General features: G+C 71.5%; 22 protein-coding genes. 8 read left to right on the top strand and 14 right to left on the bottom strand.

Translation table 11 applies throughout. The features are described from left to right. Window positions 1–73: 73 nt before the first annotated feature. The 4 genes from GTY96_RS33575 to GTY96_RS33590 form a co-directional block, all read right to left on the bottom strand. Complete coding sequence (locus GTY96_RS33575; protein ID WP_161666859.1) at window positions 74–1,057, bottom strand: VWA domain-containing protein; 984 nt, start codon at window positions 1,055–1,057, stop codon at window positions 74–76. Continuing rightward, complete coding sequence (locus GTY96_RS33580; RefSeq protein ID WP_143905251.1) at window positions 1,057–1,989, bottom strand: vWA domain-containing protein; 933 nt, start codon at window positions 1,987–1,989, stop codon at window positions 1,057–1,059. The genes GTY96_RS33575 and GTY96_RS33580 overlap by 1 nt, the downstream gene beginning before the upstream one ends. Before the next feature lie 64 nt (window positions 1,990–2,053). Then, complete coding sequence (locus tag GTY96_RS33585) at window positions 2,054–3,568, bottom strand: hypothetical protein (protein WP_201756643.1); 1,515 nt, start codon at window positions 3,566–3,568, stop codon at window positions 2,054–2,056. A gap of 140 nt (window positions 3,569–3,708) precedes the next feature. Beyond that, window positions 3,709–4,083, bottom strand: a complete 375-nt coding sequence (locus GTY96_RS33590; protein ID WP_143905250.1) for a VOC family protein — start codon at window positions 4,081–4,083, stop codon at window positions 3,709–3,711. A 242-nt stretch (window positions 4,084–4,325) separates the two neighbouring features. On the opposite strand from GTY96_RS33590, the gene GTY96_RS33595 reads away from it, so the two are divergent. The 4 genes from GTY96_RS33595 (at window position 4,326) to rpiA (ending at window position 8,128) form a co-directional block, all read left to right on the top strand. After that, window positions 4,326–4,952: a LemA family protein gene (locus GTY96_RS33595; RefSeq protein ID WP_143905249.1), complete on the top strand. Its 627-nt coding sequence runs from the start codon at window positions 4,326–4,328 to the stop codon at window positions 4,950–4,952. Continuing rightward, the gene (locus GTY96_RS33600; RefSeq protein WP_161666860.1) at window positions 4,946–6,067 is read left to right on the top strand and encodes a TPM domain-containing protein; all 1,122 of its coding nucleotides are present in this window, start codon (window positions 4,946–4,948) and stop codon (window positions 6,065–6,067) included. Before GTY96_RS33595 ends, GTY96_RS33600 begins: the two co-directional genes overlap by 7 nt. A gap of 134 nt (window positions 6,068–6,201) precedes the next feature. Then, a complete protein-coding gene (locus GTY96_RS33605) occupies window positions 6,202–7,395 on the top strand; it encodes an AI-2E family transporter (protein ID WP_161666861.1) in 1,194 nt (397 codons plus the stop codon). Between the two features lie 25 nt (window positions 7,396–7,420). Continuing rightward, window positions 7,421–8,128 (top strand): ribose-5-phosphate isomerase RpiA, encoded by a 708-nt coding sequence (gene rpiA, locus GTY96_RS33610; protein WP_143905245.1) that lies wholly within the window; start codon window positions 7,421–7,423, stop codon window positions 8,126–8,128. Here the strand turns inward: rpiA and GTY96_RS33615 are convergent. Together GTY96_RS33615 and GTY96_RS33620 are read right to left on the bottom strand one after the other, a co-directional pair. Then, entirely contained in the window at window positions 8,103–8,690 is a 588-nt protein-coding gene (locus GTY96_RS33615) for a nucleotidyltransferase family protein (protein WP_143905244.1), read from the bottom strand. The genes rpiA and GTY96_RS33615 overlap by 26 nt on opposite strands. A gap of 15 nt (window positions 8,691–8,705) precedes the next feature. Continuing rightward, window positions 8,706–9,818 carry an XdhC family protein gene (locus tag GTY96_RS33620; protein ID WP_143905243.1) on the bottom strand — a complete coding sequence of 371 codons (1,113 nt, stop codon included), beginning with the start codon at window positions 9,816–9,818 and terminating at the stop codon, window positions 8,706–8,708. Between the two features lie 289 nt (window positions 9,819–10,107). Between GTY96_RS33620 and GTY96_RS33625 the strand changes: the two genes are divergently transcribed. Further along, the gene (locus GTY96_RS33625; RefSeq protein ID WP_161666862.1) at window positions 10,108–11,388 is read left to right on the top strand and encodes an endonuclease/exonuclease/phosphatase family protein; all 1,281 of its coding nucleotides are present in this window, start codon (window positions 10,108–10,110) and stop codon (window positions 11,386–11,388) included. An 18-nt stretch (window positions 11,389–11,406) separates the two neighbouring features. Here GTY96_RS33625 and GTY96_RS33630 read toward each other — a convergent pair whose 3' ends face one another. Continuing rightward, window positions 11,407–14,400: a non-ribosomal peptide synthetase gene (locus tag GTY96_RS33630; RefSeq protein ID WP_161666863.1), complete on the bottom strand. Its 2,994-nt coding sequence runs from the start codon at window positions 14,398–14,400 to the stop codon at window positions 11,407–11,409. A 391-nt stretch (window positions 14,401–14,791) separates the two neighbouring features. Here GTY96_RS33630 and GTY96_RS33635 point away from each other — a divergent pair, with 391 nt between their 5' ends. After that, window positions 14,792–15,208, top strand: a complete 417-nt coding sequence (locus GTY96_RS33635; protein ID WP_161666864.1) for a hypothetical protein — start codon at window positions 14,792–14,794, stop codon at window positions 15,206–15,208. Between the two features lie 34 nt (window positions 15,209–15,242). Here the strand turns inward: GTY96_RS33635 and GTY96_RS33640 are convergent, their stop codons facing one another. Beyond that, entirely contained in the window at window positions 15,243–16,217 is a 975-nt protein-coding gene (locus GTY96_RS33640; protein ID WP_161666865.1) for an NADPH:quinone oxidoreductase family protein, read from the bottom strand. Window positions 16,218–16,579: 362 nt separating this feature from the next. Here GTY96_RS33640 and GTY96_RS33645 point away from each other — a divergent pair, with 362 nt between their 5' ends. Then, window positions 16,580–18,838, top strand: a complete 2,259-nt coding sequence (locus GTY96_RS33645) for a M4 family metallopeptidase (RefSeq protein WP_143905238.1) — start codon at window positions 16,580–16,582, stop codon at window positions 18,836–18,838. A gap of 111 nt (window positions 18,839–18,949) precedes the next feature. Here GTY96_RS33645 and GTY96_RS33650 read toward each other — a convergent pair whose 3' ends face one another. From GTY96_RS33650 to GTY96_RS33665, 4 genes are all read right to left on the bottom strand, one after another. Further along, the gene (locus GTY96_RS33650; RefSeq protein ID WP_161666866.1) at window positions 18,950–20,230 is read right to left on the bottom strand and encodes a DUF418 domain-containing protein; all 1,281 of its coding nucleotides are present in this window, start codon (window positions 20,228–20,230) and stop codon (window positions 18,950–18,952) included. A gap of 62 nt (window positions 20,231–20,292) precedes the next feature. Next, a complete protein-coding gene (locus GTY96_RS33655; protein WP_161666867.1) occupies window positions 20,293–21,594 on the bottom strand; it encodes a DUF418 domain-containing protein in 1,302 nt (433 codons plus the stop codon). Between the two features lie 83 nt (window positions 21,595–21,677). Next, the gene (locus tag GTY96_RS33660; RefSeq protein WP_143905235.1) at window positions 21,678–22,517 is read right to left on the bottom strand and encodes a metallophosphoesterase family protein; all 840 of its coding nucleotides are present in this window, start codon (window positions 22,515–22,517) and stop codon (window positions 21,678–21,680) included. A gap of 69 nt (window positions 22,518–22,586) precedes the next feature. Continuing rightward, window positions 22,587–22,949 carry a response regulator gene (locus tag GTY96_RS33665; RefSeq protein WP_143905234.1) on the bottom strand — a complete coding sequence of 121 codons (363 nt, stop codon included), beginning with the start codon at window positions 22,947–22,949 and terminating at the stop codon, window positions 22,587–22,589. 129 nt (window positions 22,950–23,078) lie between these two features. Between GTY96_RS33665 and GTY96_RS33670 the strand changes: the two genes are divergently transcribed. Then, window positions 23,079–23,444, top strand: a complete 366-nt coding sequence (locus GTY96_RS33670) for a helix-turn-helix transcriptional regulator (RefSeq protein ID WP_120528580.1) — start codon at window positions 23,079–23,081, stop codon at window positions 23,442–23,444. A 20-nt stretch (window positions 23,445–23,464) separates the two neighbouring features. Here the strand turns inward: GTY96_RS33670 and GTY96_RS33675 are convergent, their stop codons facing one another. Together GTY96_RS33675 and GTY96_RS33680 are read right to left on the bottom strand one after the other, a co-directional pair. Continuing rightward, window positions 23,465–24,676, bottom strand: coding sequence for a DUF790 family protein (locus GTY96_RS33675; protein WP_143905233.1), 1,212 nt, complete (start codon window positions 24,674–24,676; stop codon window positions 23,465–23,467). Further along, complete coding sequence (locus tag GTY96_RS33680) at window positions 24,663–26,066, bottom strand: DEAD/DEAH box helicase family protein (protein ID WP_143905232.1); 1,404 nt, start codon at window positions 26,064–26,066, stop codon at window positions 24,663–24,665. Before GTY96_RS33680 ends, GTY96_RS33675 begins: the two co-directional genes overlap by 14 nt. Window positions 26,067–26,296: the final 230 nt, after the last annotated feature.

The following is a 26,296-nucleotide window of genomic DNA, read 5'->3' on the forward strand; positions in this document are numbered from 1 at the left end:
TCAACTACCTGGCCCTGGTGCAGGTGGCGCTCATCTTCTCCTACCTGCGCCACCTGCATCCATCAGACACGGCCTAGTGGCGGTGTCCGCGGCGTGAATGCGAGGACGGGGCGGCGGAGGGAGGCGCGGAGGACTCGGGGGCCGGGTCCTCATCCTCGTCGTGAGAGTCCTCGTCCTCGTGGTCCTCGGGGACGGGCTGGTCGTAGCGCTGCCCGGCGACCTCCAGCGTGAAGCGCTTGCAGGACGGCGGCACCTCGAACTCGAGCACCGCGGGCAGGCGGCCCTCGTAGGCCTTCAGGACCTGGCCCTGCTCGTCGTAGACGGTGCCGCCAGCGGCGACGGTCATCGTCTCGTCCACCAGCACGGCGACCAGCTCCGCCATCTCCTCCATGCGGTCCGCGTGGCGGTGGCACCAGAGGTGGCCCACGCCCGGATACTGGGTGTGGGAGATCTCCTCCATCTGCGCTTCATCCACGTGCTCGCCCACGCCCATGAACACGAAGTTGATGCGCGGCAGGCGGCCGGAGGCGATCTCCTTGGCCACCTGGGTGGCGTAGGCCGTCACGTCGTGGGCGTCGTTGATCTGCGAGTCCGTGATGATGACCGCGAGGCCGCGCTTCGCGCCTTCGCCCACCTGCTGCTTGATGTGCGCCACGAAGTCGCGCAGCACCGGGAGCATCACGGTGGCCTTGCCGTAGGAGCGGGGGCCGGGGAAGCGGTAGCCCTTGGCCTGGGGACCGGTGAGGTCGCCCACCAGCTCCAACTGGGTGCCGTCTCCCGAGGCCCAGTAGGCCACGCGCACCTTGCCGTCCCGGTCCTTGTTGGCCAGGTACTCCAGCATCCACTGCATCTGCGGCTCGACCTGGTTCTTCACCGGGGCGAGCTTCGCCAGGATGCCGCGCGGGCCGTAGGCGTTCTCCATGCTGGCGGAGCCGTCCATGTAGAGGGCCACGTCCAGGCCCTCCACCGTGGGGTCATGCAGGAGCGTCGCGATGACCTTGTTCCCCATGCGGTGGACGTCGGAGAAGGGGCGGTTGATGACTTCCTGGCCGGCCATCAGTGGTGGTCCTCGTCTTCGTGGTGCTCTTCGTCGGGCAGCGGCTGGGTGTAGCGCTGGCCGTTCACCTCCAGCGTGAAGCTCTTCGCGCCGTCGGGGACGTCGAACTCCAGCACCGCGGGCAGGCGGCCCTCGTAGGTCTTCAGCACCTGTCCCTTGTCGTCGTAGACGGTGCCGCCAGCGGCGACGGTCATCGTCTCGTCCACCAGCACGGCGACCAGCTCCGCCACCTGGGTGATCTCCTTGGCGATGCGGTGGCACCACAGGTGGCCCACGCCCGGGAACTCCGCGTGGGCGATGTGCTCCAGCTGCTCCTCGTCGATGTCGTCGCCCACGCCGACCAGCACGAAGTTGATGCGCGGCAGGCGGCCGGAGGCGATCTTCTTCGCGATCTCCTCGGAGAACTTCTCCACCGCGTCCGCGTCATGGAGGCGGCCGTCGGTGACGATGATGGCGCAGCCGCGCTTCGCGCCCACCTTCACCTGCTCCTCCAGGTACCTCACGTAGTCGCGCAGCGCGGGCTCCAGGTAGGTGAAGCCGCCCAACTGCTTGGCGCCGGGGAACTTGTACTGCTTCACGTCGGTGCCCTTGAGCTCCCCCACGGCTTCCACCTGGCGGCCGTTGGTGCCGCAGGCCCAGTAGGCCACGCGCAAGAGGCCGTTGCGGTCCTTGGTGGCCAGATACTCCAGCATCCACCGCACCTGCGGCTCCACCTGGTTGGAGGGCTCCTTCATGGGCGCGCCGCGGATCCACTCCAGGAAGGAGCGCGGCTCCGCCTTGTATGTGTATTCGTCGCGCATGCTGCCGGACGCGTCCATGTAGATGGCCATGTCCAGGCCTTCCACCGTGGGGTCGTGCATCAGCACCGCGCGCACGCGGTCTCCTTCGCGGTGGAGATCCGAAAACGGCTCGATCGGCTTCTCGTGTCCCATGGCCTGCCTTTCTGGAGGGTGAAAACGCTAGCGCTCTGGATGCGAGCGTCGCAAACGGGCGGGGTCAGTCCTCGAAGTCGCGCATCCAGTCCGGCTTCTTGCCGGGCGCGGCGGGCGACTTCTCCTGCTGGCTGGGAGCCGGCGGGGTGGGCGTGGCCTTCACGAAGTCCATCTTCCACGTGGCCTTCGCCACCTGGGGCTTGGGGGCCGGACGCGGCTCGGGCTTCGGCTGGCTCGGGCCCGGCTGCTTGCCGGGCGTGGCGGGCGACGTCTCCCGTTGGGTCGGGGCCGGCGGGGTGGGCGTGGCCTTCACGAAGTCCATCTTCCACGAGGCCTTCGCCACCTGGGGCTTGGGCTTGGGCTTGGGGGCCGGACGCGGCTCGGGCTTTGGCTGCAGGCGCGTGATGTGGGGCTGCGCGCCACCCGGCTTGTCGTGCGCGTCGAGGAAATCCACCATCCATTCGCTGGAGCCCACGGGCCGCGTCTGCAGGCGCGGCGGCAGGGACGGGGGCGGCGTGGGCGCGCGGGGCGCCGTCGTTCCCGGGGGCAGCGTGTTCGAGGAGGGCCTGCTCGGGGACTGCGTGCCCGCGAGCACGTGGGTGCGCAGGGTGCGCTCCGTCTCCGTGGGCCAGCCGGGCAGCATCGGCAGGACGCGGCGCGCGAGCTCCAGGAACTCCGGTGGGGGGGCCTCGCGGGGGACCCGCACCGAGGTGTCCTGGATCCATCCCGCGAGCTTCCCGACGAGGCCGCCCTTGGTGGGGCGCGGCGTGGCGATGTCGCCCTTCACCTCGTAGCCCTTCAGCTCCAGGTCCGCGATGGCCATCGCGCGGCTGGGCACGGGCAGCTCCAGCGAGGCGAGCGCCGCAGGCCCCTGGTTCGCGCGCGCGTCCGCCTGGAGCTGGGCGAGCACCGCGTGCAGCACGCTCGCGACCTGGGCGCCATTGGCCACGTTGTGGGCCTGAAGCTCGGCGGCCACGGCCGGCCACGCGAGGACGAGTCCCTTGCCCTGCGCGAGCTGATCCGCGCGGTCGCCGGGCAGGAGGGCGTGGTAGGCGCGGGGCGCGTCGCGGCTCTCCGCGTCCTTCACGTACTGGAAGGCATCCGGGGTGGCGTGCGCGAAGCCCGCGAGCACGTCGCCCCGGGTCACGGTGAGCTGCCCCTTCATCCGCTGGGCGTTCGGGCCGGGCCACGGGCCGCTCAGCGTGCCGTAGAGGTAGACGGGGTCGTTGAAGCCCTCGGCGTCCGCGGGGTGTTCCACCAGCTCGATGGAGAAGAAGTAGAGCTCCGTCGCGGCCAGCCTCCGCGGCAGGCGTCCGGAGGCGACCTCGTGGAGGGCGAGCTGCGCCTGCACGGAGGCGGGCAGGCGGGCGCGCTCGCTGCCTGGGATGACCTGGAGCTGGCCCACGACGTCGGTGCAGACGAACCACTCGGACTCGCCCAGGTACGCGGGGTCCAGGCGGAACGCGTCCACGGCGTGGACGACCTCGGCGGCATCGCACGGCACGGCTTCGACCGGGCTGGCGGCGTGGGGAACGAAGTAGCGGGGTGGGCTCACGGAGGCCGCGACAGGCTGGCGCAAGCCGTTGGGGCAATCAAGGGCCGGCGGGGCGTCCCCCGACCCACGAAGCGGCGTGGCTTCCTCGCGAAGCGGCGTGGCTTCCATCGTTCGTCCCGCCCCTTAAAGAGTGAGGGCATGGAACGAAAGAGGCCGCCTGAGGCTCAGGCGGGCTCGATGAAGTTGAGCCGGTAGCCGTCCGGGTCGGTGACGATGATCTCCCGCGTGTACCAGGGCTGGACCGTCGGTCCCTCCACGGGTGCCTCCAGCGCGGCCGCCTTCGCGGCCACCGCGTCCACGCCGTCCTCGCCCGCCCGAAAACCCACGAGCACGCCCATGCCCCTGCGGCCTTCCAGCTTCAGGCCAGGAGGAGGGCTGACGAGGTAGATGTCCGACTCTCCACCCCACTGGAGGCGGAGGATGGGGGGCTCCGACGCGACGCGTTCAAAGCCGAGGCCTTCATAGAAGCGCACGGAGGCCGGTGCATCCGTCACCAGCAGCTTCACGAACGACCGCATCGTCTGGGGCTTCTTGTCCATGGGCGCGGCAGTCTGCCCAGGTCGGTGGACGTGCGCCAGGAGCGCTCTTCGCTCCCATGTCGGGAGGATGTCGGATGGAATATCGTCGTCCCCATCAGCCGCTGGGGAGGAGTCGTCCCAGGGCGACGGGGGCTTTCGCCGGGAGGTGAACCCCTTTGGTGGTCCGGGGAGAGGCGCCGGACCGTGAAGCACGTCCGTGGAGAGGGGGACATCGCGATGATGGAGCACGGGGGGGCGGGCGCTTGAGCACGGCATCGCGTGATGGGGCGCCGCCCAGGGCTGTCGCCTATGACGATGTCAACGAGCTCATCGCCACGGCCACGAGGCTGATGCAGAAGGACGCGGCGCCGGACACGCTGACGCCGGACGACGTGCGGCGGATTGGCGAGGAGCTGGACATCCCCGCGCGCTACGTGGACCAGGCGCTGGAGGCGCTGGCGAAGCGCCGCGAGGCCCAGGCGCGCGAGGCCCTGGCTCGGGAGCGGTTGTCACGGCAGCGCCGTGCGCGGCTGCGCAAGGGCGCGTGGGTGGGCGCGGCCGTCGTGGGGCTCATGGCCGTGTCGGGGCTCGTGGTGCGCAACGGGCTGACCTCCACGCTGTCGGACGTGGCGCGGCAGCGTGCGCAGGTGCGCAACGTGGTGGACCGCCGTGAGTCCCTGCGCGCGAGATTGGGCCTGCTGACGCCCGGCCTGGAGCGCGACGCGGAGCTGTCAGGCGCGGACAACCGCGTGGCCGTGGAGCAGCGCCGCTACGACGAGCGGGCCGCTGGCTACAACGCCTCCGCGGCCTCCTTTCCCACGAACTGGGTGGTCCGTCTGAGCGGGCTGCCCCCGGTGCTGCCGCTGTCCTCGGAGGTCTCCACATGGTGAAGGCCGTCTTGTTGACGTTGCTGCTGCCCATGCTGGTCCTGGCCCAGGTGCCCGCCATCACGCGGCCGGTGACGGATCCGCGGGGCATGCTGACACCTCAGGAGATGGAGCATGTCGCCCAGGCGCTGGTGGACCTGCGTTCCGCGACGCAGGTTCAGATGGCGGTGCTGCTCGTGGACACCACGGGGGGGCAGCCCATCGAGGACTACGCCGAAGCGGTCTTCCGTGCATGGAGGGGCGGGCAGGCGGGGAAGGACAACGGGCTGCTGCTCGTCATCGCGCGCGGCGACCGGCGCTCGCGCCTGGAGGTGGGTTACGGGCTGGAGCCGTCGCTGACGGACGGCGAGGCCCGGGCACTGCTCCACGCGCAGGGGCCGCTGTTGGCCCACGGGCGGACGGCGGACGCGCTGCTGGCCATCATCGCGGGCGTGCGCGCCGAGGTGTCGACGGATCCACGGAGGACGGCCCCCGACGTCGACGAGGCCAGCGCCCAGGAGTCCCGCCTCCAGGGGGCCTGGACCGAGAACGGCCTGCGGTGGCTCTTCTTCGCCATGGCGGTGACGTCCTTCGTGGCGGCGATGGTCCTGGTCGAGCGCATCAAGCTGGGCCTCTCACGCTCGCTCACCATCGGGGTGATGGTTCTGCCTCCCGCGGTGTTCGTCGTGAGCGCGTTCTCTCCGCAGGCGCCTCCGGTCCCCACCCTCCTCGCGTACGGTGCGATGCTGGGGGGCTTCTTCGGGGGGCGCTACGCCATCACGCGACAGCGGCGGGCCCTGGGCTTCATCTGCATCCTGGGCACGGCCCTGAGCGTCCTGTTCGCGCTGTCCCAGGACCTCCCCCGGCCGCCGGGAATGGTCGATCTGCTCTTCAGCCTGCTGACCCCCTCGCTCTGCATCCTCCTGTCGCCGCTCATCCTCTGGAGGGGCCTGAAGCAGCTGGGCGAAGGTGGGCGGGCCCGGCACTCCGACGGAGGGAGCTGGAGCGTGGGTTCCTCGTCCACGGACTGGAGCTCCAGCTCCTCGTCCTCCAGCAGTGACTCCAGTTCGTCGTCCTCGTCGGACTGGGGGGGTGGCGGAGGTTCCTCCGGTGGCGGCGGCGCCAGTGATTCCTGGTAGGGCGCTGGAAAGGCCCGGCCGCCTGCCTGCTCCGTGGGCCCCGGGCCGCGCGGACAGCGTCCTGCACCTGACAGGAGCGCGTCCTCCTGCCGGGCGCCATCGCCTGCCTGGGGGGCACTCCCTACCTTGTGGCCATGAAGGCTTCGCGCAAGGCGCTCCCCGTCTACGTGCCGCCCCGGACCGTGTGGTCGGTGGGGGCCCAGGTGGTGCTGCTGGTGCTGCTGGGCACCGCGCTGCAACGCCTGGGGCCCGTGCTGACGCTGCTGGCGGTGGCGCTGCTGCTGGGCCTCGCGGCGGACCCCGTCGTGCGGCGGTTGCAGTCGTGGGGCCTGCGCCGGGGGTTGGGCGTGGCGCTCATCGCGCTGACGCTGCTGGGCCTCATCGCCCTGCTCGTCCTCACGCTGGTGCCGCTCCTGGTGGAGCAGCTCCAGAACCTGGTGTACGCGGCGCCGGGCTTCCTGGATGAGCTGGCGCGGGCCCCGTGGGTGCGGAGGCTGGATGAGCACTTCGGCGTGCTGGCGCACCCAGGCAACGGGTTCAACGTGGAGCCCGGCGTGCTGACCCGGCCGCTCATCACCGTGCTGTCCTCCACCCTGGAGTTGATGGGCGCGGGCATCACGGTGCTGGCGCTGGCGGTGTTCGGGCTGCTGTTCGGCCAGGACCTCTACGCGAGCATCCTGGGCTGGGTGCGCCCCAGCAGCCGTGGCCGCGTGCGCAGGGTGGTGGGCCGGATGCGCGAGGCCGTGGGCAATTACCTCGTGGGCACGCTGCTCATCATCAGCGTGGGCGGCGCCTGCACGGCGCTGCTGTCGCTGTCCCTGGGCGTGCCGTACTTCCTGCCGCTGGGGCTGGTGGCGATGGTGCTGGGGCTCATCCCCTACATCGGCAGCGTCATCACCGCGGTGCTGGTGAGCGTCACCACGCTGGCGACGGTGGGCTCGCGGCGCGCGTTCATCGCGTTGGCGATCTTCATCGTCTATCAGCAGCTGGAGGCGCACCTGCTCAGCCCGCTGGTGCAGCGGCGCGCCATCAAGATGAACCCGCTGCTCATCTCGCTGGTGGCCCTGGTGGGTGGCACCGTCGCGGGACTCCTGGGCGTCATCCTCGCGGTGCCGGCGGCGGCGGCGGGGCAGGTGCTCCTGACGGAGGTGCAGCGCGAGCGCCGCAAGGTGTGGAACCGCGAGCGGCGCCTCGCCGCGGCGGCCACCGCCTCCCAAGCGCCTGGGAACGCGGACGAGGCACTGTTGGCGGGTCCACTCGCGCCGCCTTCAACGGAAGCGCGGCGTGCGCCTCCGCCCGACTCCGGGCATCCTGGGTCGCCCCACTGAGCCATCCCCCTTTCCCGAGCCCGCCATGACTTCCGATGAGAGCGTTTCGGCTTCCTTCAAGCGCGCGGCGGCGGAGCGCGCCGTGGACTTCATCCAGCCGGGAATGGTGGTGGGATTGGGGTCGGGCAGCACGGCCGCGTACGCGGTGCGGCGGCTGGGGGCGTTGCTCTCCGCGGGCACGCTGAAGGACGTGGTGGGCGTTCCGACCTCACGCGCGACCGAGGCGCTGGCCGTGTCGCTGGGCGTGCCGCTCACCACGTTGGATGTGCACCCGGTGGTGGACCTCACCATCGACGGCGCGGACGAGGTGGCGCCGGACCTGTCGCTCATCAAGGGCGGGGGCGGGGCGCTGCTGCGCGAGAAGGTGGTGGCGCAGGCCAGCCGGCGGGAGATCATCGTGGTGGACGCGCAGAAGCTGTCGCCCCGGCTGGGCACGAAGTGGCCGGTGCCGGTGGAGGTGCTGCCGTTCGGCTGGCGTTCGCAGTCGCTGTTCCTGGAGTCGTTGGGGGCGCGCGTCGTGGTGCGGCCCGCGCTGGACGGGGCGCCGTTCCACACGGATCAGGGCAACGTGGTGCTGGACTGCGACTTCGGTCCCATCAGCGACCCCGTGGGACTGGCCGCGCGGCTGGAGTCCCGGGCCGGGGTGATGGCGCATGGCCTGTTCCTCCACCTGACCTCCGACCTCGTGGTGGCCGGGCCGGACGGCATCACCCATCGCGTCCGGAGCGCGTGAGGCGCGCCAGGTCCCCTGGGGTGTCCACGTCCTCCTCGCCCCCCGGCAGCGGGACCTCCGCGACGCGCGAGGGGTCCCGGGCGATGAGCCCGCGCGCCCCGCCCGTGGGAGGAAGGGCCTCCAGTTCGGGGAAGAGGGCGCGCGAGAAGAGGGCGGGGACGCCCCGGGTGCCCGCGTAGGCGGACGCGACGATGGGCGCGCGCTCTCTCTCGAACGTGTCGATGAGGGCCCGCAGGTGGGCCGCGTCCACGCGGAGCTGATCACAGAGCATCAGGAGCGCGGCGTCCACGTCCGGGGGCAGGGCGCGCAGGCCCGCGCGCAGGGACGTCCCCTGTCCCAGCGCCCAGTCCGGATTGTCCACGCACCGCACGGCGAGCCCGTCCAACCGCGCGCGGACCTCCTCGTGACGGGCTCCGAGCACCACGGCCACCACCGGGCTCGCGGCGAGGGCCAGCTCCGCCGCGCGCCGCACCAGGGACGTGCCCTCATGGCGCAGGAGCTGCTTGGGCTGACCCAGTCGGGAGGAGCCCCCAGCGGCGAGCACGACGATGGCCACGCGCATGTCCGCCGCCCTCCGTCAGGCCGACCTGCGCTCTGGCGCGATGGCATCCGCGTGGATGGGGGCCTGTCGCTCGCGCAGCCGTCCTCCCTCGCGTCCAGCCAGCACCGTCTGCACCTCCGCGATGATGGACAGGGCGATCTCCTCCGCGCCCTCCGCGCCCAGGTCCAACCCCATGGGCGCGTGGAGCTTGTCGAGCTGCGCGGAGGTGGGCGCCTGTGACAGCTCCCGCAGGATGCGCTCCGTCCGGGCGCGAGGCCCCAGCACTCCCAGGTAGCGCACGGGCAGCGGCACCAGCCGCGCCAGCAGCTCCCGGTCCTGCGGCAGGCTGTGCGTCATCACCAGCACCAGGCTGCGCGCGGACAGCGCGACCTTCTCCAGGACCTCGGTCGCCCGGGACGCGACGTGCGCCTGGGCCTGCGGAAACCTCCGGCGCAGCATCTCCACGGGCCGGTCCGCCACCACCGTGAGATGCCAGCCCAGCCCCTGCGCCCGCGCGACCACGGGCGCGACATCGAAGCCACCGCCGAACACCACCAGCTGGGGCGCGGGCTCCACCACCTCCACCAGCACCTCCGCGCCTCCGCAGGTGCCGCTCCACGGCAGGCCGCCCTCCAGCACCTCGAGCGCCGCCGCGCGCACCGGCTCGCGCAGCGCCCCCGCGACGGTCCCCGCCTCCGTGCCGTCCTCGCGCAACATCAGCCGTGAGCCCACGGCCTCCGAAGGCCCCCGGTACACCGTGGCGATGACGGCGCGCAGCGACCGGCGGCGGGCCTCCGCCGCGAAGCCGAGCGCGTCACCGGGGCCGGGCTCCCAGCGCTCCAGCAGGATGTCCACCACGCCATTGCATCCGAGCGCGAACGACAGGCCGCCTTCGTCCTCGGCGTTGTCGCCGGTGGTGTCGTAGCGCAGCACGCGCGGCCCCTCCGCCGTCCAGAAGAAGGCCTTGCGCACGAGGTCGCCTTCCAGGCACCCGCCGCTCACCCCGCCCGCGAGCCACCCGTCCCCGCCCATCAACATGCGCGCGCCCGGGCGCCGGTACGACGACCCCGCCACCGCCACCACCGTCGCCAGCACCATGGGCCCCGCGGCTCGCCCCTGGGCCCGCAGGATGTCGTCGAGTTCCCTCATCGCCCGTTCATCTAAGCATCCACGGCCCACGCCCGGGCCGATTCCTCGCCTCGCGGCTGTGTGTAGCCAGACGCTCTCGCCCCGTCCCGCGCACGCAGGGCAGGCGTCCAGTCGAGCCTCTGACTCCTCCATGGCGCTGGCGGACGGGGCCCACCGCCACGAACTTGAGCGGAGGACCCCTGGATGGAGGCATGGTGGAACCCACAGCGCGACGGCATGACGCCCGACCTCGCTCCCCCTTCGTGCCCGGCGCGCCGTGCGAGCGGCACCCCAGGGCGGGGAGGGCGCCATGAAGATGCCCGAACTGCTGGACCACCTGCCCGCCGTGGGTCACCTGCTCGGCCGCAAGCCGGGTGGGCAGGAGGACGTCTTGCCGAAGCGTGATCCCACCCTCACCGTGCCGGACTTCCAGGCCGTGCCGCAGCCTCGCGGCGCGCGGCGCCTGGGCGACGGCCGCACCTTCATCGTGCACCACCCGTCGGCGCGCGCCCCCCGGGGACCCGGCCTCACGGTGATGAGCTACAACATCCTCATGGGCGGCGAGCGCCAGGAGGCGCTGCTGGAGTACTTCACGCAGCTGGAAGCCGAGGACCGCATGCCGGACGTCATCGGCTTGCAGGAGGCGGGCGTGCCCATGTCGGTGCTGCTCGCGTCCCGCTTCGGCTTCCACCTGGCCTACCAGGGCAACGACGGCGGCGACGGCGCCCGGTTGGTGAACGGCAAGGCCTGGCTGAGCCGCCACCCCATCCAGGACGCCGCGCACTTCACCTACGTCCTCACCGACGCCGAACGCCAGGACGCCATCACCCGCCAGGGCTACGCCGGAGAGCTGGAGGAGGACCGGGGCGTGCTGTGGGTGAAGCTGGCGGTGGAGGGCCGCCCGCTCTACCTCTACAACCTGCACCACGCGCTGGGCGACTCGGCCATCAACGCGCTCAACCTGCGCCAGCTCAACGCGCTCCTGCGCCGCCGCGAGGGCATCCCCGCCGTGGTGCTGGGCGACTTCAACGCCAACACCGCCATCAAGCGCGGCGGCTCCTGGTTGGTGGCGCACCTGCTGCATCCGAAGCAGGACAGCGACACGGACACCATCGAGGAGTACCGGCTCCGCTACGGCGACGACATGCACAACGTCACGGTGGGGGACCGGGGCGTGGGCAACATCGCGGATCCCCGCCTGCGCCACGAGCTGCACACGCTGGAGCAGGACCTGCCGGAGACGGTGTGCCACGCGACGACGGTGCGGGTGCGGCTGGCGGACCACTCGCTGACGACGCCCCAGGTGGCCCGCGCGGAGCTGGGCTCGGGCCAGGTGCCCAAGGGCAGCCCCGCGTGGTGGCGCCTCCAGGACATCGCGGACTGCGCCACGCTCACCTCGCACCCGGACAGCCACGGCGTGGTGCACGCCACGGGCAAGCGCTTCGACAACTTCTACGCGACGCGCACCCTGGCCCCCGTCCTCTTCGAGGTGGACCGCTCCACCGAGTCCTCCGACCACCAGCCGGTGGTGGCCCACTACCGCTTCACCGACGTGCGGCCCCAGCCTCCGCCGCCGGCCCGCTCGGGCTGAAGCCCCCGGGGCCGACCGCTACGCGGCGAGGGCCGGGGCGCGGCGGTGACGCGCGAACAGGTCCCTCACGTAGCGGCCAATGAGGACGCAGTCGATGTCCGGGCACTGGAGGTCGGTGCCGGCCAGCGCGGCGCGCGTGTGGTCCGTGCGGACGCGCGGCGTGCGGTGGTGCAGCTCCAGCACCGTGCGGGTGCCGTGGTAGACCTTCTCCCGCAGGAACGCGACCAGGGGGAAGAGGGCGTTGTCCGGCCCCACCCGGCCCAGCTCCCGCAGCCACACCGCTGGCGGCACGCGGCGCACCGGATGTCCGTGCGCGCCCAGCAGGTCGAAGAGGGCGTTGTGGCTCGGCTCCTGCTCGCGCTCGGGGGCCAGGTTGTACGTGCCGCCGGGCGGCTGGGTGAGCACCAGGTGCGCGGTGGCGCTGGCCACGTAGTCCACCGGCACGGGCAGCCAGTACTTGTCCGGCAGGTCCGGCGACAGGCCCAGCTGCGCGTTGCCCACCAGCAGCCGGCACAGCATGTCGTCCGGGTTGCCGATGCCGGTGCGGCTGTGGCCCTGGATGAAGCCCGGCCGGTAGATGCTGACCGGCAGGCCGCCGCCGCGCGCGTCGGCCGCGATGCGCTCCGCGACCCACTTGGCCCGGGTGTAGCCGTTCTCGTACGCCATCAGGTCCAGCGAGCGCTCCAGCGCGAAGTCCTCGTCCACCTCCTCCACGCCCAGCAGCGTGCCCACCGCGCCGTGCACGCTGAGCGACGACACATGGTGCAGCGGCTTCACCCGGCCGTGCGCGCAGAAGGCCAGCACCTGCTGCGTGCCCGCGACGTTGGGCCGGCCCGCGTCCGCGTATGGCAGGATGTAGCTGATGCTCGCGGCCGAGTGCACCACCGCGTCGCAGCGGAGCGCCAGGGCGTCGTGCGTGGACGCCTCCATGCCCAGCCGCGTCCGGGTGATGTCGCCCGCCACCGCCTGGATGCGCCCTTCGCCCCAGGGCAGGTGCACGCCGTACTTCCTCGCGGTGGCGCGGATCCTCGCGCCGGCCTCCGCGTCGTCGCGGGCCCGCACCAGGCAGTGGACGCGCTCCACGCGGGGCGCCAGCGCCGCCAGCAGGTGGATGCCCAGGAACCCCGTCGCCCCCGTGAGCAGCAGCGTGCGCGGAAGCGCCATCTCCGGGCTCGTCACGAGGGACAGGGGGGCCGAGCGCGCATCGGTGAGCAGCGTGGCTCGCACGCTCCGGGGCGCCGCCTCGGACGGAGCCGCGCCTGCCTCGCAGAAGGGCAGGAGCGCGAGCGGCGTCGGGTGCGAGTACACGTGGCGCGACGGCAGCGACACGCCGAAGGACTCCTCCACCTGCGCCAGCACGTGCGCCACGCCCAGCGAGTCTCCCCCGGCCTGGAAGAAGTGCGTGGTGGGCGTGACGCTGCCCGGGGCCGCGCGCAGGCCGCGCTCGAAGGCGCGGCACAGCTGCTCGAGCGGCGTCGCGGGGGCGCTGGACGGCGAGGCCCCGGACGCGCTGGCGCCCACCCAGTCCGCCGGCGGCGGCAGGGCGTCCCGGTCCACCTTGCCCAGGTGGGGCATGAGCGGCAGGCGCGGCAGGGCCACGAAGCGGTGCGGCACCATGTAGTCCGGTAGCACCACGCCCAGGTGCGCGCGCAGCGCGTCGGACGCCACCGAGTGGCCCTCCTGCACGCTGTGGTAGGCCACCAGCAGGCCGGAGGTCTGGCCCTGCGCGTCCGTGTGTTCGAAGACCTTCACCGCGGCCTGCGCCACGCCAGGGAACGCGTACAGCGCATGCTCGATGGCCTCCAGCTCGATGCGGAAGCCGCGCAGCTTCACCTGCTGGTCCATCCGGCCCAGGAACACGAGCGCCCCGTCCGCGCGGCGCACCGCCTCGTCGCCGGTGCGGTACCACCGGGCGCCGTCCCCGTCCGTGGGGAAGCGCTCGCGGGTGCGCTCCGGCTGGCCGCGGTAGCCCTCCGCCACGCCCTCGCCGCCAATCCACACCTCGCCCGCCGCGCCCTCCGCGACGTCCCGGCCGTCCGGTCCCACCACGCGCAGGAGCACCCCCGGCAGCGCCTGCCCGATGGGCACGGGCGTCTCTCCCCCCGTCACCCGGTGGATGGAGGCGCAGACCGTGCCTTCCGTGGGGCCGTAGGCGTTGAAGACGCGGCGGCCGGACGCGTGCCAGCGCTCCGCGAGCGGCGCCGGGCAGCGCTCACCCGCCATCACCACGCACGCCACGTCCGGCAGCGTGTCCACGTGGGGCCCCAGCTGCCCCAGCACCGACGGCGGCAGGCACAGGTGCGTCACCTGGTGGCGCCGCACGTACTCCGCCATGCGCCGGCCCGGCAGCAGGTCCTCGCGCGTGCCCTGCACGACGGCGCCGCCCGCGAACAGCGTGGGGAACACCTCCCACACCGACGCGTCGAAGTTGATGCTGGCGAACTGGAGGTGCCGCGTATCCGGCCCCAGCCCCAGGATGGGCGCCACGCCGTGGACCAGGTTGAGCAGCCCCCGGAAGGTGCACACCACGCCCTTGGGCTCCCCCGTGCTGCCAGAGGTGTAGATGAGGTAGGCGGGGCGGTCCGGCGGCGCGTCGATGACGTCCGACGGAGCCTCCTCCATCAGGTCCGTGGGCGCGTCCGCCTCCAGGAAGGGCAGCGGCGTCCCCAGCCAGCTCTCCAGCAGCTCCACGGAGATGCGGTGCATCCGCTGGGTGACCACCCCGCGAAGCCCCGCGTCGCGCAGGATGCGCAGGAGGCGCTCATCCGGCAGGAACGGATCCAACGGCACGTAGGCCGCCCCCGCCATCCAGATGCCCAGGATGGCCGGGATGACCTCCGGCCCGGGGACCACCACCAACCCCACGCGGTCCCCCGGCCCCACGTTCCACTCCGTGCGCAGCCGCCGCGCGATCCGCGAGGCCCGACGCAGCAGCTCCGGTTGTCTCAGCACCGTGTCGCCGAAGACGACCTCCGCGGTCGGGGGAAGGCGCAGCGTGGACGGGAGGGCCATGGTGCATTCCTTGGATGAGTGACTCACGCAGTGGGTGCTTCGCGTATCAAAAGTCTAAAGACTGGCAGCGCCCGCGCAATACGTGGGAACCACGCGCTGATACACGCGGAGCACAGGCCGTGACACAAGACATCGGGTCATCCGTGCCCCCGTCTCCCTCGGGAGATGTACGCACTCTGTGTGTGTTATTCCTGTCTGGATATATCTTTAAAACAATGCGGGTCCCCGCCACCTGTCCGGTAGGACGGTGTCTGTCTTTTTCCCGTGGGGGTGTGCCGCCGACGTGCGGGCAGGGCCCGGGCAGGTGGGTGCTCCCTGATTCGTCAGGGTGGGTCCGTACCCCCTGGCGCGCTGGATGATTCAGGCGGGCTGGGCTGTAGTGGGACTCCGGATGCCCTCCCTCCGCTACGCCTTCCTGCTCAACGCCGTCCGGGAGCTTGGCCGCTCGGCGCCGGACATCGCCCGGGCGCGGGCCTCCTGGGACGCGTGCCTGGAGCGCATCCGCGAGACGTGCGTCGCGTCGCTGGGCATGGAGTTCGACACGCTCACCCGCTTCGATGCCCGCTCCGTCGTCGGCCTCTTCTCCCACCCGGAGCAGGCGCGCATCCTCGCCCGTCTGGTGGATGAGCGGGCCCGCCTGTGCGAGGCGCATGGCCGGTACGCGGACGCGCTGGCGGACAGCGTCTACGCAGGGCAACTGCTCATGGGGTCACGCGCCCGCTTCGGCCTGCCTCGCGACGCCCGCGCCGCGGACGTGCTGGAGCGCGAGGCGGGGACGCCCGCTCCTCTTATGGATGCCGGGGAGTGACGCGGGCGTCCCGGTGGGACGCGAGGCCACCGGCTCAGCCGGGCTTCACCCTCAGCACGACCTTGCCCACGGCCTGCCGAGACTCCAGCTCGCGCAGCGCCTTCGCGCCGTCCTCTAGAGGGAAGACGCTGCCCACCACCGGGTTGACGATGCCGCGAGCCGCGAGCGCGTCCAGGTCCCGGGCGATGGTGTCCGTCAGCTCGGGCGCCTGCATCAGGAAGGCGCCCCACGCCACGCCCACCACGGACACGTTGCGCAGGAGCAGCCGGTTCACCGCCACCGACGGAATCTGTCCGCTGGCGAAGCCCACCACCAGGAGCCGGCCCTCTGGCGCGAGCGCCTTGAGGCTCTTGTCGAACACGTCGCCGCCCACCACATCCAGCACCACGTCCGCGCCCCGGCCCTCCGTGGCCTCGCGCACGCCCGCCGGCCAGTCCTTCGCGAGCAGCACCACGTCCGCGCCCGCGCGCGTCGCCACCTCCGCCTTGCGCGCGTCGCCCACCACCGCCACCACTCGCGCCCCGGCGCCCTTCGCCACCTGCACCGCCGCGGTGCCCACGCCGCCCGCCGCGCCGTGCACCACCACGGTCTCCCCCGCGCGCAGCTGTCCGCGCCGGTGCAGCGCGAAGTGCGCCGTGTGGTAGTTCATCACCACGCCCGCCGCCTGCTCGAAGCTCCACGCTGGCGGAATGGGGAAGGCCAGCTCCGGCGCCACCACGCACGCCTCCGCGAAGCCGCCCAGCGTGAAGGAGAAGCCCATCACCCGGTCTCCGGCCTTCACCCGCGCCCCCGCGGGAGCGGCGCGCACCACGCCCGCCACCTCCACCCCCGGCACGAAGGGCACCTCCGGCTTCATCTGGTACTGGCCATGGGTGAGCAGCAGATCCGGGAAGCTCACCCCGGCCGCCACCACATCAATGAGCACCCCGTCCCCGGCCTCCGGCTCCGCCAGCTCCACCTGCTCCAGCCCCTCCGGACCTGTCAGACGCTGAAGTTGTAATGCGCGCATGTCTGCTGCCTCCCGGGACGGGGACGCTAGCCCGCTCGTCCCTCCCCCGGGGCCCCTTGCGGTGTCGCTGTCGCCCGCGACCCGCCTGGATCGGGAATAAATGAGACGGCAATTTCTCCTCGTCGTTCACCTTTTGCACGCATCTGCCGATAAGCGCTTCAAACCTGAAGTTTCCGTCTTGCAGGTTTGAATGGCTACCCCGTTTCGGACGGACTGCGTGGGTTCCTCCGTTATTTCAAGCAGTTGCGAGATATTCTCGAAACCTGAGAAGTGATGTAATCGTAAAATTCTCGCCTGTACTTGAAATACGCGCCTCTCCTGTGACACAGTGGTTTCTAATCTTTCCACTTAGGAGGATTGCAATGTACGAGAAGCGAGTACGCGGCGCTCTGGGTGCCGCAGCCCTGTCCCTGTTGGTTGGCGCTTGCACTGATGGCGCTCCTGCCGCGAACAAGGAGGAGAGCAACCTCCAGAAGGCTTCCGCCAACCTGACGGCGGCGGGCCAGACGGTGGTCGCGGCGGACTCCGACGCGATCCCCACCTTCGTCACGGGTTCCTTTGGTGCCGTTCCCGCGCCGTCGGCCATCCAGGGCATCGCGGCTCCCCGCGAGCTGGCCCCGGTGCTCGCGGGCGTGGCTCCGCTGTTCCGCCTGAACCCGAACGACCTGTTCCTGAAGAAGGCCTATGTCGGCTTCGACGGTGACACCCACTACCGTTACGGCGTCACCCACAACGGCATCCTGGTGCAGAACGCGGAAGTCCGCCTGCACGCGCGCAACGGCTCCGTGTTCGCGGTGAACACGAACGCCCGTGGCGACCTGAAGGGTGAGGCGAAGGCCTCCATCGCCGCCGACGCGGCGATCGCGGCGGCCATTGGTGATCGCGGCTCTCCCGAGCGCGCCTCCACCAACGCCGAGCCCCAGCTGGTGTACTACCGCTCCGGCAACGAGCTCATCCTGGCGTACGAGGTTCGCGTCCAGGGCGAGCTGAAGGACACCACGCCGGTGGACGACTCCGTGTACGTGAACGCCAAGACGGGCGACGTCTTCGAGCGCGTTCCGCACATCCACTCCGCGCTGAAGCGCGAGGTGTACGACCTGCAGCACCGCACGACCATCTCCACGGGCGTGCGCGCGCGCTTCGAGGGTGACCCGGCCCACGCGGACGCGGTGGTGAACAACAACTACAACCACCTCGGCACGGTCTACAACTGCTACAACAGCCTCTTCGGCCGCGACTCGTACGACAACGCGGGCCACGTCCTGAAGAGCTACGTGCACTACAGCAACAACTACGTGAACGCCTACTGGGACGGCTCCCAGATGGTGTACGGCGACGGCGACGGCGTGAACGCCTCCAACCTGGCCGAGTCGCTGGACGTGACGGCGCACGAGCTGACGCACGCGGTGACCTCGTCCGAGTCCAACCTCACCTACTCCGGTGAGTCCGGTGGCCTCAACGAGTCCATCTCCGACATCTTCGGCGCGGTCTGCGAGTGGTACGGCAAGGGCAAGGTCATCGACGCGGGCACCTGGATCGTCGGCGACGACGTCTGGACCCCGAGCATCCCGGGTGACGGCCTGCGCTACATGAACAACCCCACGCTGGACGGGGACTCGCTCGACTACTACCCGGACTACTCCTCCGGCGTGGACGTGCACTACAGCTCCGGCATCTCCAACCTGGCGTTCTACCTGATGTCCCAGGGTGGTACGCACCCGCGCGCCAAGACGACCCAGGTCGTCAACGGCGTCGGGTTCGAGAAGGCCGCCCGGGTCTTCTACAAGATCAACGCGGACATCCTGGTCGCCTCGTCCAACTTCGAGGCCGCGAAGACGGCTTCCGAGCAGGCCGCGGCGCAGCTGGGCTTCACCGCCGCTGAGATCGCCGACGTCGGCAACGCGTGGAAGGCCGTGGGCGTGGGCGTGCCCGTGCCTCCCCCGGTGACCACGCCGATCGAGAAGAACGTCCCCATCACCGGTATCTCCGGTTCCTCCGGCAGCCGCGTGTACTACTCGGTGACCATCCCCGAGGGCGCCACGGACGTGACCTTCACCATGTCCGGTGGCACGGGTGACGCGGACCTCTACGTCCGCAAGACCAACGCCCCGACGGACGCGCTGTACGACTGCCGTCCGTACAAGTCCGGCAACGCGGAGACCTGCACCTTCGCCACCTCCGGCGCCAAGGGCATCTGGTACGTGATGATCAAGGGCTTCACCTCCTACGCGAACACCAGCCTGTCCGTGACCTGGAAGGGTGGCTTCGAGGACATCGGCAACGAGACCCGCATCGAGAACCTGTCGGGCGTGCCGGGCTCCACCCGCACCTTCATCATCGACGTGCCCGAGTACAAGAAGGACTCCGGCATCAACACCCTGTCGCTCGCCCTGGGCGAGGGTGAGGGCAACGCGGACCTGTACGTGCAGGCTGCTTCCGCCCCCACGTTCACGTCCTACCTGGGCCGTGGCGTGAAGGAGAGCGCGACGGAGAGCGTCATCCTGCGCAACATCCCGGCCGGGAAGTACTACATCACGATCGTCGGTGTGCCGAGCCTGGTCGACAAGACCGTGGACGGCTACATCAAGACCGTGTTCGCGGCCTCGTACAAGGTCCCGTAGTGCCTGACGGTGTGGGGCGCGGCGAAGCCGCCGCGCTCCGCTCCTGAGACCCCGGGCTCCCGCTTCCTCGCGGGACCCGGGGTTCTTTTTTGTCCGCGCGAGACGCCGCGCTCAGTGCGCCGCGCTCACCGGGTTCGCCAGGCCCTCCCGCAGGGACTGGACGCGGCCGTAGGTGAGCGAGCGCCACAGCCACTCCACCGGGCCGAAGCGGAAGCGCGCCAGCCACCAGTGGCTGAAGAGCACCTGCGCCACGAGGACGCCCAGGCACAGCAGCACGGTCAGCGACGGAGGCGTGCGGCCCACGAGGCCCAGGCCCCAGCCGTCATACAGGCACACGCTCACCAGCGACTGCATCAGGTACAGCGTCAGGGCCATGCGGCCCGCGGGCGCGAACACGCCCAGCACCTTGCGCCAGCGCTCCTTCTGGAAGAGCAGCGCGAACGTCGCCGCGTAGCCCGCGCCCATGAAGAGGTAGCCCACGTCCTTCGGCAGTCGCATCCACGCCAGCCACCCCGGCGGACTGCTGACGCCCCGGTACAGCAGGTTGAGCACCAGGACGATGACCCCGATGACGCCGCCCACCCCCAGGCCCCAGGCCGCCATCTTCCGGAGGAACGGGCGGTGCTGCTCCACGTCCTGCAGCAGCCGCCGGCGCCCGGCCCACAGGCCCAGCAGGAAGCGGCCCAGGACGATGGACAGCAGCAGCGGGCGGTTGGGGTTGGGGATGCCGTCCCAGGCGTAGCGCGCGTTGGCCTGCTGGCTGGTCACCACGGAGTCGCTGGACAGGCCGGCGAGGAACGCCGCGCGTCGCGCCGCCTCCACCTCCCGCGCGGCCTTCTGGGCGCGCTCCGTGGCCTCCCGGCCGTCCCACGGCTCCGTGCCCACGCGCTGCAAGACGGTGAAGGCGGGCGGCACCACGAACAGGAGCACCGCGGCCCAGACGAGCACCGTCCGGTCCGAGCGCGTGCGGAACGCGAGCAGCATGAAGCCCACCAGCGCGTAGGTGCTGAGGATGTCGCCCACCCACAGCGCGAACATGTGCACCAGGCCCAGGCCCAGCAGCACCGCCAGCCGGCGCCGGTACACCGGCACGATGGAGGCACCCCGCGCCTCCGCGCGGGTCATCTGGAGCGCGAAGCCCAGCCCGAAGAGGAAGGTGAAGAGGGTGATGAACTTCTGGTCGATGAGGAGGCCGAAGAGCGAGTTGACCGTGAGCTCCAGCGGAGACGCGGCCAGCGCCAGGGCCTCTTCGCGCGGCAGGAACAGCCGGCCGTTGAACCAGCTGAGGCTGTTGGAGATGAAGACGCCCACCAGCGCGAAGCCGCGCAGGGCGTCCAGCACGTGGACGCGCTCGGAGTGTTCAATGGGGCCAGCGGAAGAGGGCTCGGACATGCCGGGCACTACACGCTGGCGGTCTTGGCACCGTCAAACGTCTCCCTCCCGGGGCGCGAGGATCAATGCGCGACGCGCGCCGGATTCGCGGGCGTCAGCCGCATGGGCTGGGCGCGGCCGTAGGTGAGCGAGCGCCACAGCCACTCCACCGGCCCGAAGCGGAAGCGCGCCAGCCACCCGTGGCTGAGGACCACCTGCACCGCGAAGACGCCCAGGCACAGCAGCACGGTCAGCGATGGAGGCGTGTGGCCCACGAGCCCCAGGCCCCAGCCGTCGTAGAGCCACACGCTCACCAGCGACTGCATCAGGTACAGCGTCAGGGCCATGCGGCCCGCGGGGGCGAGCACGCCCAGCACCTTGCGCCAGCGCTCCTTCTGGAAGAGCAGCGCGAACGCCGCCGCGTAGCCCATGCCCATGCAGAGGTAGCCCACCTCGCGCAGGGTGCGCATCCCCACCATCCACGCGGGCGGGCTGGCCTGCCCCCAGGGGCCCGCGGGCGCGCCCTTGTTCCTCAGGGCGAGCACCAGCGACAGCGTCGCGATGGCGCCCCCCACGCCCAGCCCCCAGGCCATCACGCGGACGAAGAGCTTGCGGTGGCGCTCCACGTCCTGCATCAGCCGGCGGCGTCCGGCCCACAGGCCCACCAGGAAGCGGCCCAGGATGATGCACAGCCAGATGGGGCGGCCCGGGTTGGGCAGGTTCTCCCAGGCGAAGCGCGCGTTGGCCTGCTGCGACGTCACCACCGAGTCACTGGACAGCCCGGCGAGGAACGCCGTGCGGTGCGCGGCCTCCACTTCCCGCGTGGCCTTCACGGCCTGCTCCGCGGCCTCCTTGCCGTGCAGGAGCTCCGGGCCGTACCGCTGCGCCACGGAGAGCGTGAGCGGCAGCAGGACGAAGAGCACCGCCACCCAGGTGAGCACCGTCCGGTCCGAGCGCGTGCGGAACAGCAGCAGCGCGAAGCCCACCAGCGCGTAGGTGCTGAGGATGTCGCCCACCCACAGCGCGAACATGTGCACCAGGCCCAGGCCCAACAGCACCGCCAGCCGGCGCCGGTACACCGGCACGATGGACGCGCCTCGCGCCTCCGCGCGGGTCATCTGGAGCGCGAAGCCCAGCCCGAAGAGGAAGGAGAAGAGGGTGATGAACTTCTGGTCGACGAAGAAGGCGTAGAGCGAGTTGACCGTCGTCTCCAGCGGGGACGCCACCAGCGCCTGGGCCTCTTCGCGCGGCAGGAGCGACCGGCCGCTGAACCAGCTGAGGCTGTTGGAGACGAAGACGCCCAGCAGCGCGAAGCCGCGCAGGGCGTCCAGCAGGTGCACGCGCTCGGAGAGCTCGACGGGACCGGCGGCGGAGGGCTCGGACATGGCGGGAACTACATGCCCGCGCCCTCGGCAGCGTCAAACGCACCCGGTGCGGCGAGGCCTTTCCTCACGCGTGACTCGGGACGTCACGGAGGACTGGCGGATTTCTCCGGGCCGGGCAGAACCTCGCGCAGGCAGCGCTCCAGTCCCCCTCGGTGCCGCCACTGCATGGGGTAGCCCAGGGAGACCTCTTCGAAGCGCACGCCGTCGCGCCACAGGGTGGCCGGCATGTGCAGGTGCCCCGTCACCACCACCTCCGCGCGGTAGCGGGTGTGCCAGTCCTCGGTGAGGCGCGTGCCGCACCAGATGGAGAAGCGCGGGATGCGCGGCAGCCGCACGTGCTCGTAGCGCAGCGGGTAGTGGTTGATGAGGATGGTGGAGCAGCCCTCCGGCAGCCGCTCCAGCCGCGCGCGGGTGCGCTCCACGCGCGCGTGGCACCAGGCCTGACGGGTAGGGTAGGGCTCCGGATGCAGCAGGACCTCGTCCGTGCACATCAGGTCGTCCTCCCACGCCCACTCCAGCGCCTTGTCCGCCGGCACGGTGTCCGGGCGGAAGGTGTAGTCGTAGCCCAGGAACATGGGGACGAGGACGCGGTGCGGGCCTTCCCCTGGCCAGCGCGGATAGGGGTCCTCCGGCGTGAGCGCGCCGTAGCGGTGACACAGGTCCACCATGCGCAGGTAGCGCGCCTCGCCCTTCAGCGGAGGCTGTTCGGAGGGCATGGTCCACAGCTCGTGGTTGCCCGGCACCCAGACGACCTGGCGGAAGCGCGCGGTGAGCGTGCGCAGCATCAGCTCCATGTCCGCGAGCGTCTCACCCACGTCGCCGCCGACGATGAGCCAGTCGTCCGGCCGGGGCGCGAGCGCGGCCAGCGCCTCGTGGTTCTCCTTGTGACGCAGGTGCAGGTCGCTGATGGCGTAGAGCTTCATGGCGCTTGGGGCAGGGCCCTACCTTAACGCGCGCGACCGCGCGCGCCACGGGAACGCCACGGAGCCGGGTCAGCCCAGGGAGGCCAGGAGCGCCAGCACCTGCTGCGGCGGCGCGGCGCGGTCCATCCAGGTGATGCCCTCTTCCTTCAGCCCGCGCGTGGGCGGGTGCGTGGTGTGCAGCGCGCACGCGGCGCGCGGATGCCGGGCGCGCACGCACGTGAGCAGGCACAGCCCGTCACCATCCGGCAGGCCGTAGCCGCTCACCACCACGGACGGCGCCGCTTCCCCCATCAGCCGCTCCGCTTCGCGCACGCCCAGGGCGAAGCGCTTGTCGCCCGGCAGGTGCCTCGCGAGCCTCCGGAGCGCGGCGAGCGCGCGCGGATCCGCGTCCACGAAGAGGAAGCTGGGGAGGGAGGTGGAGGGCTCTCGCATGAAGGCGATGGGTGGTCCGAACGGGCTTGACGCAAGAGGTTGTGTCGCGAAAAGCCTACCCCGGAAGTTCTTGGAAGCCAACCTCTCAAGTCATATCGACATGGGCGAACCCGGTAGGTTAACGACCCCATGGAAAAGACCCTCGCATCCCGGCTCGGAGGAGCGGCCCGTGTCGCCCGCACCCGTCTGAACCTGACCCAGGCGGACGTGGCGGAGCGCATCGGCATCGCGAGTGAAGTCTATGGGCGCCTGGAGCGCGGGCACATGCTGCCCAGCATCCAGACCTTCCGGCGGTTGTGCGTGGTGCTGTCCATCTCCGCGGACGAGGCGCTGGGGCTCAAGCCGTCGCAGGACGTGAAGTGGGCCGCGGAGCCCCCGTCCGACTACGGCGAATCCGCGGAGCTGCGCCGGCTGTTGCGCCGCGCGAAGCAGCTGGACCGGGGCTCCATCCGCATCCTCAGCGTGCTGGCCTCGCAGTTCAAACCCCGGAGCTGAAGCGCGGAGCGCCCACGCTCTCAGGCCGGCGCCGCGCCGTCCCAGCGTGACAGCCGCTCCCGCAGCTTGCGGACGGAGGGGAAGCCGTTGAAGAGCACCACCTGCGGGTGCTCCTCCAGCACCTGCCGCTCCGCCGCTTCCTTCGCCAGCGCGCGGTCCACGCCCAGCAGCAGTCCGGCGTCGGGGCGCGCGCGCAGCTCCGACAACCGGCGCGACAGCGGCGCCGCGTGCCACGCGTGGAACAGCTCCAGCGCGACCTCGTGGCCTGTCTTCCGGTGGCGGAAGGTGAGGTCGGGCACGCACAGGCCCGCGGCGCCGGTGTGACGCGGCAGGGGCGTCAGGTCCAGCTCCCACGCCTCATCCTCGAAGCCGTCGGCCAGCGCGGACACCTCCGGCGGCACGTGGCCCAGCGCGGCCGGCAGCGGGGACACCAGCGGATCCTCGTGGCTCAGCTGGAGCGTGGAGCGCTTGCGCGCGTCCTCCAGCACCGCGGACAGCTCCCAGCGCTCCAGGATGGGCACCACGGACAGGAAGCTGGCCAGCTGGAGGCCGTACTTCTTCTGGAGGGCCAGCATCGCGCCGGGGCCCTCCACCTCCAGGGACCAGTCCTCGCCGTCGCGCCGCACCTCGGCCACCAGGCGGCAGAACTTCAGCCAGCGCAAAAGCTTGCGCACGCGCAAAAGCTCCGGCGAGCGCGCGCGCAGCGTGAGGCGCCGGGCGTTGAGGAGCGGCCCCTGCGCGAGCGCCAGGTTGTAGCGGTCCAGCAGGCCCTGCGGCGTGAGCGCTTCGCCGTCCCAGCCGAGCAGCTTCCGGTTGCCGGGCAGGTCCGAGTAGAGCGCCTCGCGCACCTCCGGCAGAGGCGCGCCCAGGGCCTCGGTGAGGCGCGCTTCGTAGGCCTCCAGCGAGGTGTCCGGGGGCAGCGTGCGCAGCACCTTCGAGCCCACGAGCAGCGTGCGCCAGCGCGCGTCCAGGGCGCCCTCTCCGGCCTCGTCGAAGAGGAGCCGGTCCAGGAGCAGCTTCACCAGCCCGCGCGCCACCTTGGGGCGGCTGAACGCGCCGGCCTTGAGGCTGAAGGTCTCCTCCACGTCGTCGCGGCTCTGGCCGCGGAGGGCCTCCGCGTCCGCGAGCAGCTCCTTCGCGAGCGCCTGGAGGGACGGGTCGTGTGTCTTGACGAAGGAGGGCCGCAGGATGCCTTCGCGCACGCGCGAGGCGAGCAGTTCACGCGTCAGCATCGGGAGGTCCCTCCGGGTCCTGGTAGGCGCGGTGCTGCCGTCTGCGCTCGCTGATGCCGCTCTCCGCCGTCTGCGCGGAGCAGACCTCGTAGAGGAGGGCGCGCTTGCCGGGGCGCTTTCGCAGGATGCGGCCCAGGCGCTGCACGTGCTCACGCACGCTGCCGCTGCCGCTGAGCACCACGCCCACGCGCGCGTCCGGCACGTCCACGCCTTCGTTGAGCACGCGCGAGGTGAGCAGCACCGGCAGCTCCGCGCTGGCGAACGCGGCCAGCAGCGCCTTGCGCTCCGGCAGCGGCGTGTGGTGCGTGAGCGCCGGGAGGAGCAGCCTGCGGGCCAGGGTGTAGACGGTCTCGTTGTCGTCGGTGAAGACGATGACGCGGTCCTCGCGGTGCTCCAGGAGGATGCGCCAGAGCGCGTCCAGCTTTCCGCTGGAGGTGAGGGCGATGCGGCGCTGCTCGCGGTAGCCGCGGTAGGCCGCGCGGCCCTCGTCGCTGCGCTGGCTCTGCGCGAGGAAGCGGGCCCAGCCCTCCGGCGACGCCAGGGGCACGCCCAGCCGGCGCACGAAGGTGAGGTAGCGGCCCCGCGCCTCGTCGTAGCGCGTCTTCTCGTCGGGCGTCAGCGGCACCTCGATGCGGCGGACCTCGTAGGGCGCCAGGTACTGCCCCTGGAGCTCGTCGATGCCGGTGCGGTGCACCAGCGGGCCCAGCAGCTCCTCGCACACGCGCTCGCCGCCGTCCGCGCGCTCCAGCGTCGCGGTGAGGCCCAGGCGGTACGGCGCGAGCGTGCCCTCCGCGATGAAGCGGTAGCTGGGCGCGGGCAGGTGGTGGCACTCGTCGCAGATGAGCAGGCCGAAGCGGTTGCCGGTGAACTCCATCTGCATCGCGGCGGAGTCGTACGTCGTCACCGTGAGCGTCTGCCGGTCGTTGACGCCGCCCCCCACCATTCCCACGGGCCCGGGGAAGTGCTTCGCCAGCACGCCCTGCCACTGCGCCATCAGGTCCAGCGTGGGCACCACCACCAGCGTGGGCCGCTTCACCCACGCGATGGCCAGCACCGCCAGCAGCGTCTTGCCCGCGCCGGTGGGCAGCTCCACCAGCCCTCGGCCTCCCGCGCGCGTCCACGCGTCCAGCGCCGCGCGCTGGTGGGGGAAGGGCTCGATGGGGACCGTGAGCGGCAGCTCCACCGGCTCGAAGCGCTTCGCGCGGTCCTCATAGGGCAGCCCGCATTCGCGCAGGCGCATCACCACGTCGCGGTAGTGCAGCGCCGGCGCCCGGAAGACGCCCGTGCGTCCGTCCTTCTGGAAGAGGGCGTGCAGGCGCGCGTCCTCGGGCAGCGTCGGGGCCACCAGCGTGCCGCTGTCGTAGTGCAGCTCGGTGAGGGGGGAGGTCAGGGGCTCGATGACGGACGCTCGGGACGGGGAACCGACGTGGGAGGGGGCGCGCGGGGGAAGGGAAGTAGCGGGTTGGAAGGCGCCGCGCCACTCTGGCCCGTGGGACTGGAAGAAGCCACGGGCGCGGACGATTGACTGCCTGGCGGCACGGCATGCCTTCTGGACGCGGGGCGGGTTGCTTTGATGGGGGGCCGGGCGTTACCTGCTGAACCCATGTGCTCCCACTCCGC

Source organism: Corallococcus silvisoli, assembly GCF_009909145.1.
GTDB classification, from domain to species: domain Bacteria; phylum Myxococcota; class Myxococcia; order Myxococcales; family Myxococcaceae; genus Corallococcus; species Corallococcus silvisoli.

Excerpts from the sequence above, each read along its gene's own strand:
- GTY96_RS33655 (WP_161666867.1), bottom strand. The coding sequence starts at position 21,594 with ATGTCCGAGCCCTCCGCCGCCGGTCCCGTCGAGCTCTCCGAGCGCGTG.
- GTY96_RS33645 (WP_143905238.1), top strand. The coding sequence starts at position 16,580 with ATGTACGAGAAGCGAGTACGCGGCGCTCTGGGTGCCGCAGCCCTGTCC.
- GTY96_RS33625 (WP_161666862.1), top strand. The coding sequence starts at position 10,108 with ATGAAGATGCCCGAACTGCTGGACCACCTGCCCGCCGTGGGTCACCTG.
- GTY96_RS33575 (WP_161666859.1), bottom strand. The coding sequence starts at position 1,057 with ATGGCCGGCCAGGAAGTCATCAACCGCCCCTTCTCCGACGTCCACCGC.
- GTY96_RS33615 (WP_143905244.1), bottom strand. The coding sequence starts at position 8,690 with ATGCGCGTGGCCATCGTCGTGCTCGCCGCTGGGGGCTCCTCCCGACTG.
- GTY96_RS33675 (WP_143905233.1), bottom strand. The coding sequence starts at position 24,676 with ATGCTGACGCGTGAACTGCTCGCCTCGCGCGTGCGCGAAGGCATCCTG.
- GTY96_RS33650 (WP_161666866.1), bottom strand. The coding sequence starts at position 20,230 with ATGTCCGAGCCCTCTTCCGCTGGCCCCATTGAACACTCCGAGCGCGTC.
- GTY96_RS33600 (WP_161666860.1), top strand. The coding sequence starts at position 4,946 with ATGGTGAAGGCCGTCTTGTTGACGTTGCTGCTGCCCATGCTGGTCCTG.
- rpiA (WP_143905245.1), top strand. The coding sequence starts at position 7,421 with ATGACTTCCGATGAGAGCGTTTCGGCTTCCTTCAAGCGCGCGGCGGCG.
- GTY96_RS33640 (WP_161666865.1), bottom strand. The coding sequence starts at position 16,217 with ATGCGCGCATTACAACTTCAGCGTCTGACAGGTCCGGAGGGGCTGGAG.
- GTY96_RS33630 (WP_161666863.1), bottom strand. The coding sequence starts at position 14,400 with ATGGCCCTCCCGTCCACGCTGCGCCTTCCCCCGACCGCGGAGGTCGTC.
- GTY96_RS33605 (WP_161666861.1), top strand. The coding sequence starts at position 6,202 with ATGAAGGCTTCGCGCAAGGCGCTCCCCGTCTACGTGCCGCCCCGGACC.
- GTY96_RS33580 (WP_143905251.1), bottom strand. The coding sequence starts at position 1,989 with ATGGGACACGAGAAGCCGATCGAGCCGTTTTCGGATCTCCACCGCGAA.
- GTY96_RS33665 (WP_143905234.1), bottom strand. The coding sequence starts at position 22,949 with ATGCGAGAGCCCTCCACCTCCCTCCCCAGCTTCCTCTTCGTGGACGCG.
- GTY96_RS33660 (WP_143905235.1), bottom strand. The coding sequence starts at position 22,517 with ATGAAGCTCTACGCCATCAGCGACCTGCACCTGCGTCACAAGGAGAAC.
- GTY96_RS33635 (WP_161666864.1), top strand. The coding sequence starts at position 14,792 with ATGCCCTCCCTCCGCTACGCCTTCCTGCTCAACGCCGTCCGGGAGCTT.
- GTY96_RS33620 (WP_143905243.1), bottom strand. The coding sequence starts at position 9,818 with ATGAGGGAACTCGACGACATCCTGCGGGCCCAGGGGCGAGCCGCGGGG.
- GTY96_RS33670 (WP_120528580.1), top strand. The coding sequence starts at position 23,079 with ATGGAAAAGACCCTCGCATCCCGGCTCGGAGGAGCGGCCCGTGTCGCC.
- GTY96_RS33590 (WP_143905250.1), bottom strand. The coding sequence starts at position 4,083 with ATGGACAAGAAGCCCCAGACGATGCGGTCGTTCGTGAAGCTGCTGGTG.